This window comes from [Phormidium] sp. LEGE 05292 (genome assembly GCF_015207735.1).
In the GTDB taxonomy this organism is placed as follows: Bacteria; Cyanobacteriota; Cyanobacteriia; order Cyanobacteriales; family Aerosakkonemataceae; genus Floridanema.
This window is the reverse complement of the sequence record NZ_JADEWG010000003.1, coordinates 1-20,240: the sequence shown is the minus strand read 5'-3', so window position 1 is coordinate 20,240 and position 20,240 is coordinate 1. Positions and strand designations below refer to the sequence as shown.

The window sequence follows — 20,240 nt, the reverse complement described above, 5'->3', positions numbered from 1 at the left end:
CGTGCTATTTAATATTTTCAATCGCAAATCCTAATTTTATTTGCTTCTTGTTTTCCCCTTTAATCTTTAGCCGAATTAGATCTAGCTCAACCAAGTTCATATTCATTATAAGCCGATGACTATTTCCTTCGGTATCTTCTCCACGCAGTATAATCATTTGAGGATTATAGTAATTTATTTGATTTAAATAAATGGGGTTTCCTGCCCGATTGTAGTAAACTACCTGTAGCTGTTCATCAGCTTCTAGTTGACTTTTTTCCTTTTCAATCCACAACTGCAATCTTTCAAAAACTCCACTAGCTGATTTGTCGTATTCTTCTTGAGCTTTATGCTTTGCAAGCTCATTAGATATATGATCTCCTCGTTTAATGTTTGCTTCTAGCTCTTTTGAATAACCAAACATTTTGACCTCAATAATTTAATAGTATTTGCAAGTGAGGTAAGACACTTTCCTTTTAATATAACACTTCTAAAAATGTAATGCCCATTTCCACTTCCAGGAAAAAAGCGATCGCTCTCTTTTAACTTCAACTTATTATAGAAGTGCGATCGCTCCTTCTCAACTTTAGATAATTTTGGGAGTGCGATCGCTGATTTTCACTCAAAGGTAAAAAGCGATCGCTCTCTGTTAACTTCAACTTATTATCGAAGTGCGATCGCTCTCTCAACTTTAGATAATTTTGGGAGTGCGATCGCTCATTTTCACTCAAAGGCAAAAAGCGATCGCTCTCTAAACTTTAGCTAATTTTCGGAGTGCGATCGCTCCTTCTCAACTTTAGTTAATTTTTGGAGTGCGTTCACGAAGTGTGCGCGTAGCGCGTATCGCTCATTTTCATTCAAAGGTAAAACGCGATCGGTTAATAATCAGGATTTGTTTGTGCATTATTTTAAGGCAAAGGTGGAACAGAAAAGTTGGTAAATAACTGCACGTTATAAGGTGCATTGGTGAGAGTATTTACTAATCTTTGATCTAATGTGAGTAAAGGGGCACTGACTCGGTGAGAAAGCGCAACATAAGACGCATCATAAGCAGAAATTCCGTAAACTATAGCGATATTAACGGCTTCTTCCATTAACTCAGCCATAGAAACAAGTTGTAGAGGGAAAGTTTTTAGGGTAGCTAAGTCTGCTGGAACATCCGCAGCAGCGTAAAGTCCGGCGCGAACATATTTCCAAAAGATATTTGCGATTTCAATATAAAACAGATCTGGGATGAAGAATTATGTTTGCCCAATAGCGAGGTGGGCGAACAGTTGATAAACTTTTGGGGTTAAAGGATCGGGTACAAATCGCTTAATTCCCACACTCGCATCAATAACGCATCGTAAGGGCGTTGTCATCTATCTCGATCCTCTCTGAGTAAAGCAGTGCTATCAAGCTATTCAACATTAGAAGCACGGCGTTGTTCTAGTCTTTGGTCGATTTCTGCTTGCAGTTTAGGGACAGCTTTGCGGCGTTCTTCCCAGGTGGGATCTGTTTCGGGAGAGATGAGAAATTTTAGGGGAGGTTGGGGTTTTTGTACTGCTTGTTTTAATAGGTTGATGATTTGCTCATTGATTGTTTGATTGTTTTGGCTGGCAAGTTGTTGCAATTGTGCTATTAAGTCATCGGGTAGGTTTTCGATGGTGAATGTTGCCATAATTTACCTCTTTAAAGCAACTGTCTTAGCTAGTGGATATTTTAGGTGAATCTTAGGTAATAATGGGTAACAGGTAAAAAGGTGAATGGCTGAAACCCTTGATTTTACTAAGCCGATAGTGGGATTTGAACCCACGACCAACTGATTACGAATCAGCTACTCTACCACTGAGCTATATCGGCACAATTAATCATTGTATCACAACTTTTCGGAAATCTACATAGATAACCTTAATTGGGAACCGTTGGGTGTTTTGTTGACTTCAATTCGCGCTTGGAAGGCTTCTTTGAAGTATGGCATGTGGGTGACGGTGAGGATGCAGGCGAAGTCGTTGGCGATCGCATTTATCGCCGCAATTAGGCGATCGCAACCTTCCTGATCTTGTGTTCCAAAACCTTCGTCTACAATCAGCATTTGTAAAGCTGTTCCTGCGCGTTGTGCTAGTAGTCTTGCTAATGCTAAACGAATCGAAAAGTTAATCCGAAATGCTTCGCCACCGGAATAAGTTTCGTAAGCACGAGTACCCCGCGCATCTGCAATCAAAATATCCAGGGTATCAATCATTTTCACATCTTTTTTACTTGATGTTCTACCGCTTTTTCCGGCTCTTTGAGTGACGAATTGAACGTGCAATTGATTCCCTGTAAGTCTTGCTAATAAAGAGTTTGTTTCGGCTTCTAATTGTGGTAAAATGTTCTCAATCATGTAAGCTTGAATACCTTTTTTACCAAAAGCTTCTGTTAAAGAGTTATAGACTTTATATTGACGTTTTGCTTTGGTTAATTGGGAAGTTTGAATTTGATATTCTTGATTTAGTCTTTCCAAATGCTGTAATTGTTGTTGCAAACTTCCCATTTGACGCAACTGTTCTTCTAATTGCAGTTTTCGCCATTGCATCTGCTGTTCTATGGTTTGAATTTCATTAAATGTGTTGGGAATTTGCTCTAATTGTTTGATGATATTAGTAATTTGTAGGTTAGCAGTTTCTACGTCTTGCGATCGCACTTCCAACACTCCCGCTAACTCTTGACAGCGTTGGCGAATTTGCGGATATTGTTGTTGCGCCGCAATCAATTGTTGATAGCGCATTTCCCAATTACGTGCTTGACGCACCGCAGTTCTTACAGAGTTGTACTCGCTTTCTTTGTAATCTATTTCGGCGATTTTCTGGTTAATAGCGGCAATTTGACGCGATAATTCGGAATCTGTTTGTTGTTGCTCAATTTGGCTTTGAATTTCGGCGATTTGGGCTTGTAGTTCAGGTCTTCTGCTGCTAATTTGGGTTTGACGACGTTGCGCTTCTTTGATTCGATCCTGCTTAATTTCCGCCCAACGCCATCTTTCGACTTCATTTCGGGCTAAAGCGTGGTTTTTCTCATCGTAGCTCAAGTTTTGTAACTCTTGCTCTAGTTGGCGCAGTTCTTGCTGGACTTCTGTGGCATAATTTCCAGTGGCTAGCGATCGCTCTAAATGCTCAACTTCCGCTCTCATTTGTTGCAAACGTTGTTGTACATCGCCTGTCGCCTGAAGTTGGGCTTGCAATTCTCCCCTTTGTTCTCGTAAATTATCATAAGGTGCTAATTCTTGGGATAATTGGCGATATTCACCCCGAAGTACCTGGATTTCTCGCTCGCAGACTGCTAATTGCTCTCGAATTACCCAAAACTCCTGTTGAATTTCCTGGTGTTCGTTTTGGGTTTTTTGAACGACTCTATCCCAGTGGTGTTCGTCAAGGGGGCGATCGCACAAAGGGCAAATTGCATCGGGATTTTGCAACATATCGATTTTTTGCTGCAATTCTCCGATTTTTTGCTCACATACCCTCTGATTTTCTTGCAGACGCTCCATAAAGCTGCGTCTTTCTAAACCTTTCTCCTGCACGCGCTGTTGGTAAACTCGCTTTTTCTCCAACTGATCGATTTGCGTCGCCACTTCCATGACTGCTTGTTGCAATTTTGGTTGACGTTGCTGCTGTGCTTGCAATTGGTAAGCGGAAGCGGAGATTTCCTCTAACCTGGCGCTGAGTTTAGCATGAGTGCGATCGATCTGGTTTTGCAACTGTTGACGACGCTGCAACAAAGGACTAACTTGCAATTGCAATTCATCCAATTGATTTAAGCGAATTCGCGCCTGTTGTAACTTCGCTAAAGCTGCTTCAACTTCGCCTGTTTGATTTAAAATTTGTTGGTTTTGTTGTTCCTGTTTATCTAACTCTTGTAACTGAGTTTGTATCTGACGCAATTGCAGATTTAACTCGTTAATTACCCCAGTTTGTTGTTCTTGTAACTTGCGCTTTTGTTCAACTGCTTTTTGATGGGATTGAAATTTTCCGGCTAATGCTTCTTCTTGAGATTGCAAGTTTTGAAAATGAGCATAACCAGCAGTAATTTCTGCTTCCTGACTCAGGAGATTTTCTAACTCTTGTTGTTGCTGTTGACTACTCGCCAAATCTTGCTGGAGTCGTTCAATATCTCCCCGAAGATTCTGATATTGTTGTTGTTGCCAAGTTAGTTGTTGTTCCCAAGTTTGGCGCTGATGTTGTAGAGCTTGTAACCTTTGCAATTCTTGATTATCAGCAGCTTGGGCTTGTTGGAGAGTGTTGATCTGGGCTTCTACGATCGCTTGTTCTTGAGCAATGACATCTCGCTGTTGTAACTGAATTTTAATTCTGTCTAAATCCTGCTGAATTTGATCCGCTTGTCCTTTAAATTGACGGGATAAATCTTTGGCTTTTTCGGCTAATTCTTCATATTGACTTAGCTTCAACAAATCTGCTAAAATTTGTTTGCGTTCAGTGGGTTTTCTGAGCATGAATTCATCGGCTCGACCTTGACGCAAATAAGCGGAATTAATAAAAGTATCGTAATCTAATTTCAGGTGTTCGGAAATTAATTGCTGAGTTGAACGCATTCCCCGTTCGGTTAAAGCGCGATAACCTGTAGGGGTTTCTACCTGAAATTCTAAAGTTGCGCCTCCGCCTCGGCGACGCGATCGTAAAACGCGATAAACTGCTTGTTGATGTTCAAAAACGAAAATCACATGAACCTCATCCGCGCCAGAGTGGATGACATCATCTTCAGTCGCCGCCCGACTTTCGCCCCAAATCGCCCAAGTGATAGCTTCTAAAAGGGAAGATTTTCCCGCCCCATTTGCGCCACAAATGCAAGCAGTATGCAATCCCCGAAAATCCAGGGTTGCTTTACGATAGCTGAGGAAGTTTGTTAATGAGAGTTGTAGAGGAATCATGCAGGCTGTTTCGCCGTACCTTTCTTTCTTTATTAATACCAGTACATTTGCACTTTTGCATAGTTAAATTGTAAAACTATTAACGTAAGTTGCTAGTTATTAGCCCAGACGTTTTAGATCCCCCATTATCCCCCTTACCAAGGGGGACTTTGAATTTTGAATCCGGTTCCCCCCTTGATAAGGGGGGTTAGGGGGGATCTAACCAACAATCTATGTAACTAGTAATTTGAGTTATTACTTGATATTTAGAACAGTAGCTAAGGCGGCGTTAATTTCTTCCATAGTTGTTTCGGGAATGGTTCCTATCTGACGAACAAATCTTTGTTGGGAGATGGAACGGACTTGAAAAGCATCTGCTGCTGAGGTTTTTGTGAGATTATTTTCTGCGTTAGGTTCAAGTCGCACCATCCAGACTCTAGTTGCAAAATCATCTTTCCAATCTGTGATAGGAACAATTACTTTAAGTCGCAAAATTCCCACTGTATCTTTACTAACGATAACAGCAGGACGAGTTTTGCTGATTTCTGCTCCTACGGTAGGCGCTAGATTAACTAGCCAAACTTCACTTCTTTGCATGGGAATCTAGATTGGCTAAATCTTCATCTGTATAATCATAAAAGTCTTCTCCATCCAGAGCAGTGAAAGCAGTTAGTTCTTCATCTTTTAAATAATCTAATACTGCTAGTTGGGCTGAGATAGCAAGTTGTTGCTCTTTTTCTGCTGGAGTGAGAGTTTTCCAATCTTCCCGCGCCATCTGCAAAGCAACTGTAGCAATGGTAAGGCGTTCTGAGTTGCTTAGTTGTTTGAGTGCTTGTAAGATTTCGGTTTGTCTCATGGGTGTTAGTTGGTAGTTTGGGGAGAATATGAGGCACTTTACTATATTAAATTGGGTGGGGTGAGTGCGATCGACTCCACAAACTTTTGGCAAATGTAAAATAGCGTATCGGACAGAAATTTTGTAGGGGCGTTAGCGAAGCCATGCGCGATAGCGCTATAGCATTCGGGCGACAATTTAAGCAACTCAACCAAAATATGAATATCCGAATGCTTCGCCCTGTCTTAGCGAAAGATTGTAAATACAGATCATCTGCGGGGGAGGGCGAAGCATTTGGGTACAAGAATTTTTTGTGAGTTGCAAAATTTATCGCCCAAATGCTTCGCCCCTACTTTAAACAATTAGACAAAGCCTACCAGTCCAAAATTTAAAAAACAAACAAAAAACCCGCGCAGGCGGGTTTCGTCTGTCTAGCTACGAATTCTATTCGTCACGTTCCTTAGATGGTTTCAAGTTTTTAGCTTTGCGACCTTTGCGCCACTTATTACTTATAAGTTTGCAGCAAGCATCCGCAGAACGTTCTATTACCCAAGTAATGAAAGCAGTGAGTATAACTATTGAGATAGTGTCCATACAAGCTTTACCAATCACGACTCTTATAGGTTCACCAAAATCGTGAATGAGATGGGCTTGTTGAATGTATGACTTTGTATAAGTTTGAATGAGTTAGAGAACAGTTATTAGCGGGAGTCAGTAAAATAGGTAAAAGTATTTTCACTTGAATATGACAGGACGTTCACTTCAGCTATCTCCAAAAGCTATTTTATTGGCAAAACAAGCTTTAACTACAAAAGGACTGAACCAGACAAAGTTAATAGCAAGACTTAAATGTAGCCGTCAGCCAGTTTCAAAGTTTTTTAATGGGAAAGCTGTTGATTCTGAAATATTTTGTGGTATTTGTGAAATTCTAGGTTTGAATGCTCAAGATGTTGCTTACCAAGATAATGAAGTAGAAGTAACAGATATAGATTCCCTAGTCCAAGAAGTACGTCAAAAAATAAAACCCCTCATCCAAGAACGCTGCGGAACAATGCGCGTATTGGATATGAATCAACCCATTGGATTAAATGACATTTACACCAACGTCAATATTTTAGAAAAAATTACCGGGCGCACACGCAAAGAAATTACTGAATTATTCCAAGAATGTAACTTTGAAGAATTTGATCGCTTCGGACTTGGCAGAATCTCAGAAAAGCGAGTCCCAGGACTAGAAGCAGTCGAAAAGTATCCTAAATTAATGATTTTGGGAAAACCTGGTGCAGGTAAAACAACCTTTTTAAAATACTTAGCAATACAGTCTGTAGAGGGTAAATTTAAGACTGAACTAGTACCGATTTTTATCACTCTCAAAGATTTTGCTGAAGCTAAGGATAAACCAAATTTACTAGAATACATCAGCCAGCAATTATCTACTTGCCAGGTTACAGGCAATCACGTTGTTGAAATATTTCAACATAACAAGGGATTAGTCTTACTCGATGGATTAGATGAAGTTAGGGAAGAGGACAACCAACGAGTTTTAAAAGAGATTCGAGATTTTTCTGACCAGTTTCGTGACAATCGCTTTGTCATGACTTGTCGTATTGCAGCAAAGGAATATAGCTTTGAGAAATTTTCTGAAGTAGAAGTAGCTGATTTTGATGAGCAACAAATTGCTACCTTTGCAAATAACTGGTTTAAAAATCAAGCTGTAAAGCCAGAGAATTTCCTGTACCGCCTTCAAGAAAATCAGCGAATTTATGAATTGGCAACAAATCCTTTACTTCTGACATTACTTTGTTTAGTCTTTGAGGAATCAGGAGATTTTCCCGCAAATCGTTCAGAACTTTACAAAGAAGGAATTGATGCTTTACTGAAGAAATGGGATGCTAAACGAGGAATATACCGCGATCAAGTCTACAAAAAGCTATCAGTTCAACGTAAGGAAGATTTATTCAGTAAAGTTGCTTTAAATACATTTGAAAGTTCTGATTATTTCTTTAAACAGAGAGTGGCTGAACAACATATTATAAAATATATACGCAATTTACCCGATGCCAGCACAGATCCTGAAGTGTTGCAACTGGACAGTGAAAGAGTTTTGAAGTCAATTGAAGCCCAACATGGATTATTAGTAGAAAGAGCTAAAGGAATTTATTCGTTTTCTCATTTGACATTTCATGAGTATTTCACTGCTAGAGAGTTTATTACTGTTCAGCAGTCATCAGAAATAGCATTAAAAAATTTGGTTAGCCAGATGATGGAAAAACGTTGGCAAGAAGTTTTTTTGTTAGCAGTCGGGATGTCGCCAAGTGCTGACAGTTTATTGCTATTAATGAAAGAGCAGTCTGATAAAACTATAAATAATGAAAAGGAAATACAACAATTATTAAAATGGGCTTGTGAGAAGTCTATTTCAGTTAATCTTCCTTATAAATTAGCATCTATTAGAGCTTTTTACCTATTCCGAATTGATCGCAGATTAAGTAGTCTAAACCGTTCTCAGTATGAAATAATTATTAATGCTCTTGAAGCTAATCTTTCATTTGATGTTTCTCGTGTTTATGGTCTAGAAAGAGCTTTTCGCAGTGCTAGTGAGCTTGCTCTTGACCTAGAGCTTGCTACAGTTGGAGAACATACTCCTTCTGGGCAGTTTCAACTTACTCGTGCTTATAACCTTGTTAATAGGAATGACGAAGATTTGAAGCAAGCACTATCAGAACTAATAGCCGAATTGCCTAAGCCCCTTAAGCCCTACAATTATGAAAAAATCTCGTTTATTAATAAATTAAAACCAATAATGATAAAACACCGAAATATCGGTCATGATTGGCAGCTAAGCGGAAATCAGGAAATATTACTAAATCAATATTCCTATGCTAATAAATTATTAATAGATTGTCTAAACAGCGATTGCTACGTCAGCCGAGAAGTCCGACAATACATCGAAGATACGTTACTATTACCCATCTGCGAAATAGAAAAATATTCCAAACCAAATTTTTAACAAATTTAGCGAATAAGTTACTAAAAATTTCGCTTAATTCACCATTTCTCCAGTCATTTGTGGGTGAAATTCGTTATTCACAAAATCGTGAATTACATTGAATAAATTATTAGAATCAAATTCGACCGATCGATCGCACTTCTTCCAACTCCTTTGCTGTCAGCTTTAAAGCCTCTGTAAACTCAGAAAATTGGGAAATGGAGAGAGTGCGATCGCAGTTGTTGTATCATCGGTTAGCATGATATTGCCGCTCAAATCAATAATTTATCCTCTGTTTAGTATCATCGCTCGAATCTGATCCAAAAAGTCTTGATAATCCACAACTGGTTTAGCAATGTAGCCATCTGCACCGCTTATTTTCAGAAAGTTTTCATGTTCGCCCGCATAGCAGCTAGCTGTCACCAAAATTACGGGTACTTTAGCCGCTTTCGAGTCAGCTTTCAGCATTTGAGTTATTTTCAAACCATTAATAATTTGTCCTTCATACCAGCTGTTCTTCAAAGAAACATCCATTATAATCAAATCGGCTTCCCCAGACTGGGCAATTTGGATTACCTCTTCCACATTTTCAGTGTGGCGTACCATGAAGCCCCCTGCCTTAGTGAGAATCTTAGAGAACACTTTAACGATCATCGACTCATCTTCTACAATCAGAACGGTTGCCATAACAAATTCCTCGATAGAATTGTTCCAAATCCAAACAACACCAGTATTACAAACAGGTGTTTGTGTAATGTTTGCGTAATGTTTGGCTTAGATGAATTCGCAAGCAAAATTTACAAAAGTTTAGTGAAATATATACTGAAAATGAGTAAGCGATCGCTCCAAGCATCCGAACAAGGAATTCAAGAAGCAAAAAAGGCTTTCAACCGCACCGGATTGACCCAACAACAACTAGCTAATGAGGTAAATTGTAAATCTCGGCAGCCAATTTGGAAATTTTTCCGAGGTCAGCCTGTAGAAAGTCAAATATTCCTGAATATATGCGATTTTCTAGAGTTAGATTTACAGGATATTGTTGCATGGCAGCCGGAGCAAAAACCTAATTACACCAGCATCAATATAGATAGCCTTGTTCAAAATATTCGAGCCAAAATACAACCAATTATTCAACAGCGTTGCGGCACAATCAGAGTTTTAGATATGACGCAACCGATCGGCTTAACAGATATCTACACCAACGTTAATATTTTGGAACAAATCACTGGCAGTAGGCGGTTAACAATAGCCAATTTACTAGAAGGTTTTGACCCGGAATCAGAAAATTTCGATCGCTTTGGACTAAGTAGAATTATTAAAGAAAGAGTCCCTGGTCTAAAAGCAGTTGAACGTTATCCAAAACTGATGATTTTAGGAAAACCGGGCTCTGGTAAAACCACATTTTTAAAATATCTTGCCATCCAATGCAGCTATGGCAAAATTTTTACAAATTTATTACCTGTTTTTATCACTTTAAGAGACTTTGCTGAAGCCAGAAATGAAACAAATCACCTAGAATTTATTGCCCATCTGTTATCTAATTGTAACGTGAAGATCGACGAAATTATCGAAATATTAAAAGAGGGCAGAGGCTTGATTTTGCTCGATGGCTTAGATGAAATCAGAGAAGAAGATGCTAATCGAGTAATCAAAGAAATACAAGATTTTTCGTCTGAATACTATCAAAACAAATTTGTCATCACTTGTCGGATTGCCGGACAGGAATATACTTTTGAAAAATTCACCGAAGTAGAAATCACCGACTTTAATCAGAGCCAGATTAAGTCATTTGTAACCAAGTGGTTTCAAGTAAAAGAAAACTCGGAATTTTGTACTAGTGAACTAGAAATAGCAGGAAGTACCGCCGAAAGATGTTTACAACAGTTACAATCAAATCCATCTATTAGAGAATTAGCAACCAATCCTTTATTGTTGACGCTATTATTATTAGAATTTGAAGATGCAGGTGATTTCCCTTCCAATCGCGCCGAATTATACAAGCAAGGCATCGCTACTTTATTAAGAAAATGGGATGCTAAAAGGGGAATTATTCGTCGAGACGAAGTTTACAAAAAACTATCGGTTCAGCGCAAGAAAGATTTACTCAGCCAAATAGCTTTAACTACATTCGAGCACAAGGATTACTTTTTTAAACAACAGACAATCGAATCTTACATTACCGATTTTATTTGCAATTTACCCGATGCAGAAACCGATCCAAAACTTTTACAATTAGATAGCGAAGCCGTGTTGAAATCGATCGAAGCACAACATGGTTTACTGGTAGAAAGAGCCAGAGGAATTTACTCTTTTTCTCATCTGACATTTCAGGAATATTTTACAGCCCGAAAAATTGTCAATAGTTCTGGGCCTAAAGCATTAGAAATTGCTTCACAAAATCTAGTTAATCACATTACGGAACACCGTTGGCGAGAAGTATTTATGCTAGCTGTAGGAATGTTACAGCCAGCAGATTATCTATTGCAATTAATGAAACAACAGGTAAATGAATTAGTCGCAAATGATGAAAAATTGCAACAATTTTTGCTCTGGGTAAAAGAGAAATCTGCTTCTGTAGAAGTTCCCTATAAATCTGCTGCTGTACGCGCTTTTTATTTTCAGTTGGGATGCGATCGCTATTCGCAGCGAAATGCACTTGATTATTGCGATCGGGAACTAATTAGCCTTCTCGATCGTCGTCTTTTCATTCTACTAGCTCTTGGCAATATCCACACCCTCGATCTAGGTCTTGACGATCTGCTTACTCTCGCGTGCGATCGAACTTTGAAAATCGATTTCCCTACTAATTCTCCATATCCTTTTAAAGGCGCATTTTTCCTAGTCTGCGAACGCGCCAATATACTAGATCCTAAACTAGGAAAAGCTTTGCAAGAACTGAAAAACCAATTTCCCGACATTGATGCTGACGGTTGGAAATTCAGGCAATGGTGGGAGAATAACAGCCAAACCTGGATCGAAAAATTAAAATTATTAATGGTCGAGTATCGCAATATCGGTCACAGTTGGCTATTTAACAAACAGCAGCAAAAATTGCTTCAGCAATATTATGATGCCAATAAATTGTTGGTAGATTGTTTGCATAGCGATTGTTATGTAAATCGGCAAGTAAGACAGGAAATAGAGGAGAGTTTGTTATTGCCGAAATTCCATCTTTAGTAATTCTCATGCTCATCAATTAAAAACCATTACCCAAAATTACCAGGAACAAAATGTTCAATTCCACGTCTTAAATATTTTCCCGAACACCTCCCAGCACAAACAAAAAATATCTATAAATAGTCTTACCCCAAACGGTTGATGAACCTCATTATTAACGTTGTTAGCCTAGAAAAAGGTAATTACAAAATATCTGACAATAAATATAAACAATATGGGAAACAAACCTTTTAAACCAGCGTCATAAAATTCAACAGAAAAACCCCAGGAGGGTGCTAAGTAATGTTTAAAATTCGCAACTGGAAATCAACAACAGCGCTAATTGTTGCTTTGGGAATGAGTGCTTCTGCGATCGCACCAATTTTAATTGCTTCTCCCGCTTCAGCACAATATCGAGATTCAATTAGTCAAAGAGGTAATTACAGAATCCCTTCGGGAACTGCGATTCAAGTTAGATATGATTCAGCAGAAAAAATTGTGGTTTCTCCTAACGAAACTACTAATTTAACTCTGACTGTCGATCGCGATGTGGTTTCTCGTGACGGCGAAATCCTAATTCCCGCTAGAAGTCAAGTTTCGGGACAATTACGACCCGCAAGTGGTGGTTCTCAATTTGTAGCTAGAGATTTAATTTTACCTGGTGGAGAACGCCGATCGATCAACGCCTCCTCCGACGTAATCACCAGAACAGAAGAAGTTCGCAAAGGTACAAACCTTACCAGTCTCTTAGCAGGTGCAGCTGTTGGTTCTGCTGCTGGCGCTTTAATCGCTGGAGTTACAGGCGATCGTCGTATTGACGCATTAGAAGTTCTCGCAGGTACAGGCGTAGGTACCGTAGGCGGGTTACTCTTGGGAGGACGCAACAGATCCAATAGAGTTGTAGTCATCGATCCCGACAGCGACCTCGACCTTAGATTAAACTCCGATTTAACCGTTAATTCCTTTGGACGTGCCCCTGGTTACAGTTCGGGTTATAGCGACCCCGGTTACAGTAACCCAAATTCTAATCCAGGGTACAACAGAGGCATCTAAATGCTCAGGTTTCTCCAAAAAAAGGCGATCGCTCTACAATTTGTAATAGCGATCGTTTTTTTATTGACACTTTACCTATAAAACTGGAAAACTTGTACAATACAGCATCGCCTGTGGATGATCTGTATCGCAATAGATCGCTAATAATATAGCGATCGCGCTGATAAATTGCATTAAGCTAATTGCCAAAAGGGTTGCTATCTTCCAATTTCTTGATTTTGAATTGCTTAATTAAGCTTCATAAATTATTTAACTATCCTTTTAGCAGTGTACCAGGAATTTATTTATGCAAAAAGTCTTTTTAATATTGGGAGAACTCAGCGATGACGACGTTGACTGGATAATTCAAACCAGTAAATGGCAAAACATTACACCTAATACAGTACTCATTGAAGAAGGGAAACCCGTTGATGCCATCTATATTCTTTTAGAAGGAACCTTAACAGTTTCTATTTCCGCCCTTGGTGGTAAAGAAATTGCTACACTTACAAGCGGTGAAGTTGTGGGAGAAATGTCTTTTATCGATTTTCGTCCCCCATCAGCCACAGTTACTTCTTTAAACAATTCTTTAGTTTTGTCCATTCCTCGTAGAGAATTAGCTAAAAAATTGCAATTTGATATTAGTTTTGCTTCCCGTTTTTACCGTTCATTAGCAATTTTACTTTCTCTGAGAATGCGCGATTTAGTTAGTCAATTAGGTTACGGTAAGGCAGAAGCAGAAGAAGTAAAATTAGAACAATTGCCACCCTATCTTTTAGACAACATTAGCCTCGCTAGAACTAGATTTGATTGGATAATTAGAAGACTTAGAACCAACGAATCTCAACTTAAAAATCCCTGAAAATCATGAGCAACAATTCTATCGTGAGTAGTTTATGTATAAGCCCAATTTTACTAAAACAAAAAAATCTTTATTAATTGCCTTAACAATTAATTTAGCTGCGTCTATATTTTTAGTTTGTCCATCTCCTAACTTCGCCCAAACTAATACTAACCAAGAGCAAGAAGAAACTCCCCGCAGACAAATCGCAGTAAGAATCCCGGCGGGAACAACACTCTCTGTCAGATACGCTGTAGCGAAGAAAATTTTAGTTTCCCCTAATGAACCAGCGCCAATTCCTTTGACATTAACTTTACCGAGAAATGTCTCTTCTTTTAATGCCAATTCCTTAATTCCTGCGGGTAGTCAAATCGTTGGCGAACTAATAACAATGCAAGACCAGCAAACTGCTCAATTTGTTGCCAAAGCGTTAGTTTTATCGGATGGTCAAAGAATTGAAATTAGTGCTAGTTCGAGAATTATTAATAGAATTTCCGAAATTTCTAAAAATCAAAGACTTGACAAAATTGTGCAAAATTCTGCTTTAGGTACAGCAGCAGCTGCGGCTTTTACAGCTATGTCAGGAAACCCACTTGTCACTTCCCAACAAGTATTATTAAATTCTGGCTTCGGTTCTTCAGAGGCATTAATTGGCTCATTTCGCAATCAAGAAAAAGCCACAATTATTACAATATTTCCTAATACAGATTTTACCCTAACTCTAAACTCTGATTTAGTCCTAAAATAACACATTAAACTTGTCTGTTGTGAACACTTCAGTGTTCTCAGAGATAAGAACACTGAAGTGTTCACAACGAACCATCATCTATTCGTTAAATTCTGAATAAAAGCACTGAAGCGATCGCAACGAACCATTTGTTATTCGCTAAACTCTGGCAACCAGACAATAAAAGTAGTTCCTAATTTCTTGATTTCTGGATGTTTAGCTGGACTAAAAACTTCAATTTCTCCCTGCATTTGTTGGACTAATTCTTTTGCGATCGCCAAACCCAAACCCGTCCCCGGAATCTCCGTCTTTTCCTTCACACCCCGAAAACCCCTTTCAAACAAATGCTCTAAATCTTGCTTAGGAATACCTAGCCCATTATCACTTACCGCCACACCCAAAAACTTACCATCACCCGTATTTTTCCGTTTAATTTCTACAAAAACCTTGCCGCCTGAAGGCGTATATTTCAAAGCATTATCTATAATATTACTCAAAACTTCTGTTAAAGCCTTACTATCACATTTTATAACTGGTAAACTATTAGGAATTTCCGCTTTAAAAGTTAAATTTCGCTCCTGTGCGATCGCAAAAGCCGCCGCCAAAACCGAATCTAAAACCTTCACCAAAGAACAAGCTGACAAACTCGGAATTTCCATCAACCCCGACTCCGGTAACAACAGCAAAGGTTGCTTAACATTTTTCGCCTTTTCTGTTTCCACCTTCGATTCAACCGGAGAAATCGTCAACAAATTATCTAAAAACCCATCCGCTGGGGCTTCATTGACATCATCAGTTAAATCAATCACCCGATCGAACTGTTGCAACAAATCTTCAATGCGATCGCTCTCCCGTAAAATATTATTCGCAAACTCCCGATTTTTCTCATCCAAACCCAACCTTTTCACCAGCAGTTTCCCAAAAGTCCTTAACGCCGTCAAAGGATTTCGTAACTGATGTAAAAGATTATGTAACAAATCATTTTGTTGAGCTTGCAAACGTTGTTGTTCGCTAAATCTTTGCTCCAACCATTGCGAACGTTGGTCTAAAATACAAGCGATCGCGATCGTTTGAGCAATCTCCTCAATTTGACTCCTCTCCGACTCATTCCACGCCCTATCTCCCCTACTAGTCACCAACAAACCCATCACCACCTCCTCATGTATGAGAGGGAAAACAATCTGTCTTTGTTGCGACAGAAAATTACCCTTTCCCTCATCCCTCGCCCACTGATCCAACATCAACCCATCCTTACCCACAGCCGCAGGTAAACGGCGTTTAGGATTCATTCCTTGCAGTTCAGTTGGTAACAAACTTAGCGATCGTTTTTCCTCCCTCATTACCCCAGCCTCCGGGTAAGCAACGATCGGAATTAACTTAGTCTCCTTCTCCCCCACCTCTTCCGTCACATACACCACACTCAACGCTGCACCCAAAGATTGCGTCAACAAATCAACCTGCGCTTGACAAAGAGTTACGAATTCTGAACTGGCAGGCATCAACATAGCAGATCAGCCTATAAAATCAATAATAGTTTGCCTAACTAAACTGCCCTAACTAAACCATAACCAGTTTGTTTCGGGCATCAGGTGTGAAGAGATTGAGTATATCCAGTTTAGGCAATCATCATGCCACAAACGCAACTTTTTTTCACTTCACATAAAATTAATTATGACTTTTCAACCATCATCTCTAGCATTTCCAGCCGCAAACTTCCCTCCACAGACTGTTTATCCCCCAGCCCCGTACCACAAATCGTCTGATTATTCTACCCTTTCAGTTCCTCTTCATCAAAATTTTCCATTATCCACTAGATTCGCTGAAAGTTTTGTATCAAAGAGTTAATAAAACTTGATTTTTTTTACTCAAGCCGATATACTTTCGACGGTTTTGTAAATATCATTACAATTATTCCCTTAAAGAGGAGGTAGACAGCTTGGCAAGGAGACGGAAGCGCAAAAGTCGTCGTCGCCAAGAAGGCCGGAGGATTCTTGAGCACGTGCCTCAATATAGCATTGAAAGTGGGCAAGAAAAACCTGTAACGGCGGCACGAAAATTTATTCAAGCCGAAGGAATTTCACCACCCGCATTGCTGCTAGTGAAGCGTAACGAGCATACTACAGATCGGTACTTCTGGGCAGAAAAAGGTTTATTTGGGGCGCAGTACGTGGAAGAAAACCATTTTCTGTTCCCTAGCTTGCGGGAATTAGAACACCCAAACGAAAAACCCCAACTCGTCACAGTGTCAGTCTGAACAGATAAATAGAAAAATGGTGGGAAAGAACCAAAATTTTCCTCTCAATTCTGCTATTTACACCTTGCTAAACCAGGATTAACTCAATGGTAATCAGGTGTCAGGGTATGGAGTTCATCAGCAGGGTTAACAACGGTTTTCACAAACCCATAGAACAGCCCGGTACCCCATACCCCAAGGCAGAGATTGAGATTTCAAGGGGCGATGGAAAAACAAAACTCAGAAAGATTTTCGTGGCGAATTCAAGCACATTAGAATGGTCACGAATCAGCTAGATAAGAATATTAAATCAACCCCATTCAAACCTCAGCTTGAATGGGGTTAAACATATAGGAGGAGTAGAGGAGTAGAGGAGCAGAGGAGTAGAGGAGCAGAGGGGAAAGGTAAAATTTAATTTTCCTTGTCACCTTGTCACCTTGTCCCCTTGTCCCCTTGTCCCCTTGTCCCCTTGTCACCTTGTCACCTTGTCACCTTGTCTCCCCATCTCTCTACCCTCTGCCTTTGTGTACTCGGCATTTATGAAACTTGTTGCCAGCCTAAAGTCTCTCGCAAAACCGACAATTCATCTCGATGCCCAGTTACAGTAATCAAATTCTGTGTTTCTTGGGTACTTTCTGCCGCTGCATTCTCAAACTTCAGCGAAACCTGCTCTTGACGACCAGCTTTTTGCCAGTAAAAGATGCCTGCGGCAGGTGAAAACAGTTCCAGAGCTAAAAACAGCAACCCTATCTGGGGAAACAGAAACGACAACACCAAAACCAAGCAAAGAATTCCTATCGCCGCCAAAAAGGTCAAAAAAACTGCTAAAAACCAACTTGGACGCACGAATCCGGCAAAAGTTACTTGGTTTTGAGTGGCATCTAAAGCGACGACCTTATAGGATCTCTGCGTGAAATGCTGCTGCAATTGGGCTAAAAGCGAATCAGTTGGCTCTGTTGACATCAATTGAATTACTTGTGTCCTATTCTTCACAGAAGCCCTGATAAAGAAGAATAGCCCGATCGCTAACAGTACCGTAAGCAGCAAAGTTGAAGAAAGAATCGTCGTACTCATGCTGGAAATTGAATCAGAGAAGTATCTTTAACTTTACATAAATTTACGTTCTCTCTGAAACCTCCTTAACAGCTTCCCGATTGTTAATCAAAGATTCACCAGGTTGGAAATTTTTAGTCGCATAATCATGCCAAAGACCAGCTAAATTCTGCGCCTGTTCTCGCCAATCCGGTTTAATGCGGTACATCCTCCGGGGACGACCCCGCCCTTCTACCTTCTTCCAGTAACCACTAATCGCCTGTTCCTCTTCCAGAAACTTTAAAGCACTGTAGAGCACTGTATCGGAAAGACGATAAGCCGGGTATTCCGTTTCAATTAACTGAATTAGTTCTGTTCCGTAGGATTCTCCCCGTGCTAAGACAGAAAGTACATAACAAACCGCTAACTCCTTGGTCAGATATATCGGGGGAGGATTATCGAAAAACTGGTAAATGTCGTCAAATTTCATTTGCATAACCTGCTTAACACTCCATTGTTTCTTGCTTGATTCGCATAACGCTGAACACGAACCCGATCTCTCGATCATCAGAACAGCTAGCTAGTCTTGATTCAATCAGGACTAATATGACTCATCAGTATCAGCATCAATGACGATGAGATTGTATTTTTTCTGATGGGAGACTGGTTAATATTACAATCAATTCTAGACAGTCAAATCTTCGTCTGATCACCAGATTCAGAAAATATTTTTGCTTTGTTTGTGCTTGAGAGTTTCATGGCCCATCAAAAAAGCCCGGAACAGATTCCTTTTAACCAAGAAAAACAAAGTAACATGAACTATTAGCGGTCAATTACAAGCTAGGTGTAACAGAAGCACTGAAAACTCTTAATTTTTATTGTTCCTAAAAAATTTTAGCCAACAAAGGCGCATCTTTTCTCCTTTTTCTTCTCTATCAATACCATCAGTTTTGCTAAAGAAAATTTTATTTTCATAGGGCAGATTTTTGCTGGCAATGAGATGATGAGTACGATCGACTCGCCAGTGTCAATACTCTAAGACTACCCTATCAGTCAAGACACTTTGGTGGTAAAGTGCCAAACTACCTACTAAGGTAAGAGCCAAACTACCGCGAGCCAATAACTGCCGACCTAAGCTGGTTGGGTACTTAAATGGCATAAACTGCGATCAAAATAGTTGTTTCCAGGACACTTTATTTGGTTGACTTACTCTAGCTGAATCGGAGAATACTAAAATGATCTGACGATCGTATAGAAAGCAAAGTTCACATACCAGCAATTTTTCTCTATCTTAAATTAGCTAACAGGTTGATCCGTATGGCAAATAAATCAGATTCCTCATCAGTTCCAGCGGCTATTCGCCAAATAGCCGGGAGTTTCCGCATTGCAGGCTGGACTAGTTTCTGGCTTCAGTTAGTACTAGGTGTAATTTCTATAGTCGTGTTGCTGTTGTTTATTGTTTTCAGTCGTTCACCTAACACCAATAATGCCAACAGTGGCAATCCAGGAACTAGTTTTGGGGTGTTTTTGGCAATCTGCGGAATCGTCAGTTTGGGTATCGGTGTTTACATGGGTTTCCGTTATGTTCGCATTGGCAGACAATTGCAATCATCTAATCCCAGTATGCGACCTCGGAAAGCAGAAACTATCCCGATCCTTCGTATGGGGTTAATAATTAATTTAGTGGGAATGTTACTAACTATTTTGGGTGCTTGGGCGATCGTTGGTTCTTTGGCAGCCAAGTCAATTTCCCAAGTCCAAACAGCTATCTACGCCGATCCTTCTCGCCTAATTAGTTCTTTAGATATTTTGGCAGTACAAGCAAATATTAATACGATTGCTGGACATTTTGCCGGAATTATTGTGGCGCTTTGGTTGATCGATCGCATCAGCCGCTAAAATCCATATACATTAATCATTGAGGCAGCAGAGACATAGGGAAAACCCTTGAAATTTAAGAGTTTCACAAGTAGTAACTAAAGTTATTAACAGAAAGTTCAGTATCAATCTTGGAGCATATAAGTACCCTTAAAGGTACTTATATTTTTTTAGAAGCATAGACTTTAATAGTGATTAATAGACGAAAACACTAATGTTGTTTCTTGGTATACTACTATGAAAAACTTTGAATCTTGGAGATTTGGTGTACAAGTATTTTTTAGTACGATCGTGATTGGTTTATGTATATTCAAACTATGCACTGCTGATGCAAAAGATAACCCAAATACAGCTATATACTGGGGAGGTTTAACAGGTGTATTAGGATACTGGCTACCCTCACCCAATAGTGATGATAAAGAAAAGCAAAAAAAGCAATTTGATTCAGTTGTAGCTAACCTAAACAATGAGTCTCCAAATCAACCAACTGGATAAATTGCGATCGCCCACAGCAGCGAAACAACTCAGCAGTAAGGGCAGAGGGTGGGGAGATGGCAGGGCTAATTCATTTTCAACGGAGAAATTGATTTGTGAAGGAGAGATAATGCAAACAACGGAAAAATCATCTTTCCCCTTGTCCCCTTGTCTCCTTG

The 20,240-nt window shown here is 39.6% G+C and carries 22 protein-coding genes and 1 tRNA gene; 9 read left to right on the top strand and 14 right to left on the bottom strand.

Features of this window, described 5'->3' with window-relative positions; genetic code table 11:
- Nucleotides 1–4 precede the first annotated feature (4 nt).
- The 9 genes from IQ264_RS01800 to IQ264_RS01760 form a co-directional block, all read right to left on the bottom strand.
- Complete coding sequence (locus tag IQ264_RS01800; RefSeq protein WP_193978010.1) at nucleotides 5–403, bottom strand: hypothetical protein; 399 nt, start codon at nucleotides 401–403, stop codon at nucleotides 5–7.
- A 124-nt stretch (nucleotides 404–527) separates the two neighbouring features.
- On the bottom strand, nucleotides 528–716 hold the full coding sequence (locus IQ264_RS01795; protein ID WP_193978008.1) for a hypothetical protein: 189 nt from the start codon (nucleotides 714–716) through the stop codon (nucleotides 528–530).
- Between the two features lie 171 nt (nucleotides 717–887).
- Nucleotides 888–1,205: a type II toxin-antitoxin system VapC family toxin gene (locus tag IQ264_RS01790; RefSeq protein WP_228061224.1), complete on the bottom strand. Its 318-nt coding sequence runs from the start codon at nucleotides 1,203–1,205 to the stop codon at nucleotides 888–890.
- 173 nt (nucleotides 1,206–1,378) lie between these two features.
- Nucleotides 1,379–1,639 carry a FitA-like ribbon-helix-helix domain-containing protein gene (locus IQ264_RS01785; RefSeq protein ID WP_193978006.1) on the bottom strand — a complete coding sequence of 87 codons (261 nt, stop codon included), beginning with the start codon at nucleotides 1,637–1,639 and terminating at the stop codon, nucleotides 1,379–1,381.
- A 110-nt stretch (nucleotides 1,640–1,749) separates the two neighbouring features.
- A tRNA-Thr gene (locus IQ264_RS01780) sits at nucleotides 1,750–1,821 on the bottom strand.
- Nucleotides 1,822–1,855: 34 nt separating this feature from the next.
- On the bottom strand, nucleotides 1,856–4,885 hold the full coding sequence (gene sbcC / locus IQ264_RS01775; RefSeq protein WP_193978004.1) for an exonuclease subunit SbcC: 3,030 nt from the start codon (nucleotides 4,883–4,885) through the stop codon (nucleotides 1,856–1,858).
- A gap of 234 nt (nucleotides 4,886–5,119) precedes the next feature.
- Nucleotides 5,120–5,461 carry a type II toxin-antitoxin system PemK/MazF family toxin gene (locus tag IQ264_RS01770; protein WP_193978002.1) on the bottom strand — a complete coding sequence of 114 codons (342 nt, stop codon included), beginning with the start codon at nucleotides 5,459–5,461 and terminating at the stop codon, nucleotides 5,120–5,122.
- On the bottom strand, nucleotides 5,448–5,720 hold the full coding sequence (locus IQ264_RS01765; protein ID WP_193978000.1) for a hypothetical protein: 273 nt from the start codon (nucleotides 5,718–5,720) through the stop codon (nucleotides 5,448–5,450). The genes IQ264_RS01770 and IQ264_RS01765 overlap by 14 nt, the downstream gene beginning before the upstream one ends.
- A 423-nt stretch (nucleotides 5,721–6,143) precedes the next feature.
- Nucleotides 6,144–6,293: a hypothetical protein gene (locus IQ264_RS01760; protein WP_228061211.1), complete on the bottom strand. Its 150-nt coding sequence runs from the start codon at nucleotides 6,291–6,293 to the stop codon at nucleotides 6,144–6,146.
- A gap of 193 nt (nucleotides 6,294–6,486) precedes the next feature.
- Here IQ264_RS01760 and IQ264_RS01755 point away from each other — a divergent pair, with 193 nt between their 5' ends.
- A complete protein-coding gene (locus IQ264_RS01755) occupies nucleotides 6,487–8,709 on the top strand; it encodes an NACHT domain-containing protein (RefSeq protein WP_228061210.1) in 2,223 nt (740 codons plus the stop codon).
- A 264-nt stretch (nucleotides 8,710–8,973) separates the two neighbouring features.
- On the opposite strand, the gene IQ264_RS01750 is transcribed toward IQ264_RS01755, so the two are convergent.
- Nucleotides 8,974–9,375 (bottom strand): response regulator, encoded by a 402-nt coding sequence (locus IQ264_RS01750; protein WP_193977996.1) that lies wholly within the window; start codon nucleotides 9,373–9,375, stop codon nucleotides 8,974–8,976.
- A gap of 123 nt (nucleotides 9,376–9,498) precedes the next feature.
- Between IQ264_RS01750 and IQ264_RS01745 the strand changes: the two genes are divergently transcribed.
- From IQ264_RS01745 to IQ264_RS01730, 4 genes are all read left to right on the top strand, one after another.
- Nucleotides 9,499–11,865 (top strand): NACHT domain-containing NTPase, encoded by a 2,367-nt coding sequence (locus IQ264_RS01745; protein ID WP_322744581.1) that lies wholly within the window; start codon nucleotides 9,499–9,501, stop codon nucleotides 11,863–11,865.
- A 282-nt stretch (nucleotides 11,866–12,147) separates the two neighbouring features.
- A complete protein-coding gene (locus tag IQ264_RS01740; protein ID WP_193977995.1) occupies nucleotides 12,148–12,897 on the top strand; it encodes a hypothetical protein in 750 nt (249 codons plus the stop codon).
- A gap of 286 nt (nucleotides 12,898–13,183) precedes the next feature.
- Nucleotides 13,184–13,738, top strand: coding sequence for a cyclic nucleotide-binding domain-containing protein (locus IQ264_RS01735; protein ID WP_193977993.1), 555 nt, complete (start codon nucleotides 13,184–13,186; stop codon nucleotides 13,736–13,738).
- 34 nt (nucleotides 13,739–13,772) lie between these two features.
- Nucleotides 13,773–14,465, top strand: coding sequence for a hypothetical protein (locus tag IQ264_RS01730; RefSeq protein ID WP_193977992.1), 693 nt, complete (start codon nucleotides 13,773–13,775; stop codon nucleotides 14,463–14,465).
- A gap of 131 nt (nucleotides 14,466–14,596) precedes the next feature.
- Here the strand turns inward: IQ264_RS01730 and IQ264_RS01725 are convergent, their stop codons facing one another.
- Nucleotides 14,597–15,949, bottom strand: coding sequence for a GAF domain-containing sensor histidine kinase (locus IQ264_RS01725; RefSeq protein ID WP_193977990.1), 1,353 nt, complete (start codon nucleotides 15,947–15,949; stop codon nucleotides 14,597–14,599).
- Nucleotides 15,950–16,380: 431 nt separating this feature from the next.
- On the opposite strand from IQ264_RS01725, the gene IQ264_RS01720 reads away from it, so the two are divergent.
- Nucleotides 16,381–16,698, top strand: a complete 318-nt coding sequence (locus tag IQ264_RS01720; protein WP_193977987.1) for a DUF3155 domain-containing protein — start codon at nucleotides 16,381–16,383, stop codon at nucleotides 16,696–16,698.
- Nucleotides 16,699–17,214: 516 nt separating this feature from the next.
- On the opposite strand, the gene IQ264_RS01715 is transcribed toward IQ264_RS01720, so the two are convergent.
- From IQ264_RS01715 to IQ264_RS33330, 3 genes are all read right to left on the bottom strand, one after another.
- Nucleotides 17,215–17,751, bottom strand: a complete 537-nt coding sequence (locus IQ264_RS01715) for a cofactor assembly of complex C subunit B (protein WP_193977985.1) — start codon at nucleotides 17,749–17,751, stop codon at nucleotides 17,215–17,217.
- Between the two features lie 43 nt (nucleotides 17,752–17,794).
- Nucleotides 17,795–18,199, bottom strand: coding sequence for a PadR family transcriptional regulator (locus IQ264_RS01710; protein ID WP_193977983.1), 405 nt, complete (start codon nucleotides 18,197–18,199; stop codon nucleotides 17,795–17,797).
- A gap of 537 nt (nucleotides 18,200–18,736) precedes the next feature.
- On the bottom strand, nucleotides 18,737–18,868 hold the full coding sequence (locus IQ264_RS33330) for a hypothetical protein (protein WP_265583011.1): 132 nt from the start codon (nucleotides 18,866–18,868) through the stop codon (nucleotides 18,737–18,739).
- Between the two features lie 158 nt (nucleotides 18,869–19,026).
- Here IQ264_RS33330 and IQ264_RS01705 point away from each other — a divergent pair, with 158 nt between their 5' ends.
- The 3 genes from IQ264_RS01705 to IQ264_RS32590 all read left to right on the top strand — a co-directional run.
- A complete protein-coding gene (locus IQ264_RS01705) occupies nucleotides 19,027–19,608 on the top strand; it encodes a DUF3611 family protein (RefSeq protein ID WP_193977981.1) in 582 nt (193 codons plus the stop codon).
- A 216-nt stretch (nucleotides 19,609–19,824) separates the two neighbouring features.
- Complete coding sequence (locus IQ264_RS01700; protein WP_193977979.1) at nucleotides 19,825–20,082, top strand: hypothetical protein; 258 nt, start codon at nucleotides 19,825–19,827, stop codon at nucleotides 20,080–20,082.
- A partial coding sequence (locus IQ264_RS32590; protein WP_228061209.1) for a hypothetical protein occupies nucleotides 20,054–20,240 on the top strand: 187 nt, incomplete at its 3' end. The genes IQ264_RS01700 and IQ264_RS32590, both read left to right, overlap by 29 nt.

Excerpts from the sequence above, each read along its gene's own strand:
- IQ264_RS01800 (WP_193978010.1), bottom strand. The coding sequence starts at position 403 with ATGTTTGGTTATTCAAAAGAGCTAGAAGCAAACATTAAACGAGGAGAT.
- IQ264_RS01785 (WP_193978006.1), bottom strand. The coding sequence starts at position 1,639 with ATGGCAACATTCACCATCGAAAACCTACCCGATGACTTAATAGCACAA.
- sbcC (WP_193978004.1), bottom strand. The coding sequence starts at position 4,885 with ATGATTCCTCTACAACTCTCATTAACAAACTTCCTCAGCTATCGTAAA.
- IQ264_RS01770 (WP_193978002.1), bottom strand. The coding sequence starts at position 5,461 with ATGCAAAGAAGTGAAGTTTGGCTAGTTAATCTAGCGCCTACCGTAGGA.
- IQ264_RS01765 (WP_193978000.1), bottom strand. The coding sequence starts at position 5,720 with ATGAGACAAACCGAAATCTTACAAGCACTCAAACAACTAAGCAACTCA.
- IQ264_RS01760 (WP_228061211.1), bottom strand. The coding sequence starts at position 6,293 with ATGGACACTATCTCAATAGTTATACTCACTGCTTTCATTACTTGGGTA.
- IQ264_RS01750 (WP_193977996.1), bottom strand. The coding sequence starts at position 9,375 with ATGGCAACCGTTCTGATTGTAGAAGATGAGTCGATGATCGTTAAAGTG.
- IQ264_RS01740 (WP_193977995.1), top strand. The coding sequence starts at position 12,148 with ATGTTTAAAATTCGCAACTGGAAATCAACAACAGCGCTAATTGTTGCT.
- IQ264_RS01735 (WP_193977993.1), top strand. The coding sequence starts at position 13,184 with ATGCAAAAAGTCTTTTTAATATTGGGAGAACTCAGCGATGACGACGTT.
- IQ264_RS01730 (WP_193977992.1), top strand. The coding sequence starts at position 13,773 with ATGTATAAGCCCAATTTTACTAAAACAAAAAAATCTTTATTAATTGCC.
- IQ264_RS01725 (WP_193977990.1), bottom strand. The coding sequence starts at position 15,949 with ATGTTGATGCCTGCCAGTTCAGAATTCGTAACTCTTTGTCAAGCGCAG.
- IQ264_RS01715 (WP_193977985.1), bottom strand. The coding sequence starts at position 17,751 with ATGAGTACGACGATTCTTTCTTCAACTTTGCTGCTTACGGTACTGTTA.
- IQ264_RS01710 (WP_193977983.1), bottom strand. The coding sequence starts at position 18,199 with ATGAAATTTGACGACATTTACCAGTTTTTCGATAATCCTCCCCCGATA.
- IQ264_RS33330 (WP_265583011.1), bottom strand. The coding sequence starts at position 18,868 with ATGCCATTTAAGTACCCAACCAGCTTAGGTCGGCAGTTATTGGCTCGC.
- IQ264_RS01705 (WP_193977981.1), top strand. The coding sequence starts at position 19,027 with ATGGCAAATAAATCAGATTCCTCATCAGTTCCAGCGGCTATTCGCCAA.
- IQ264_RS01700 (WP_193977979.1), top strand. The coding sequence starts at position 19,825 with ATGAAAAACTTTGAATCTTGGAGATTTGGTGTACAAGTATTTTTTAGT.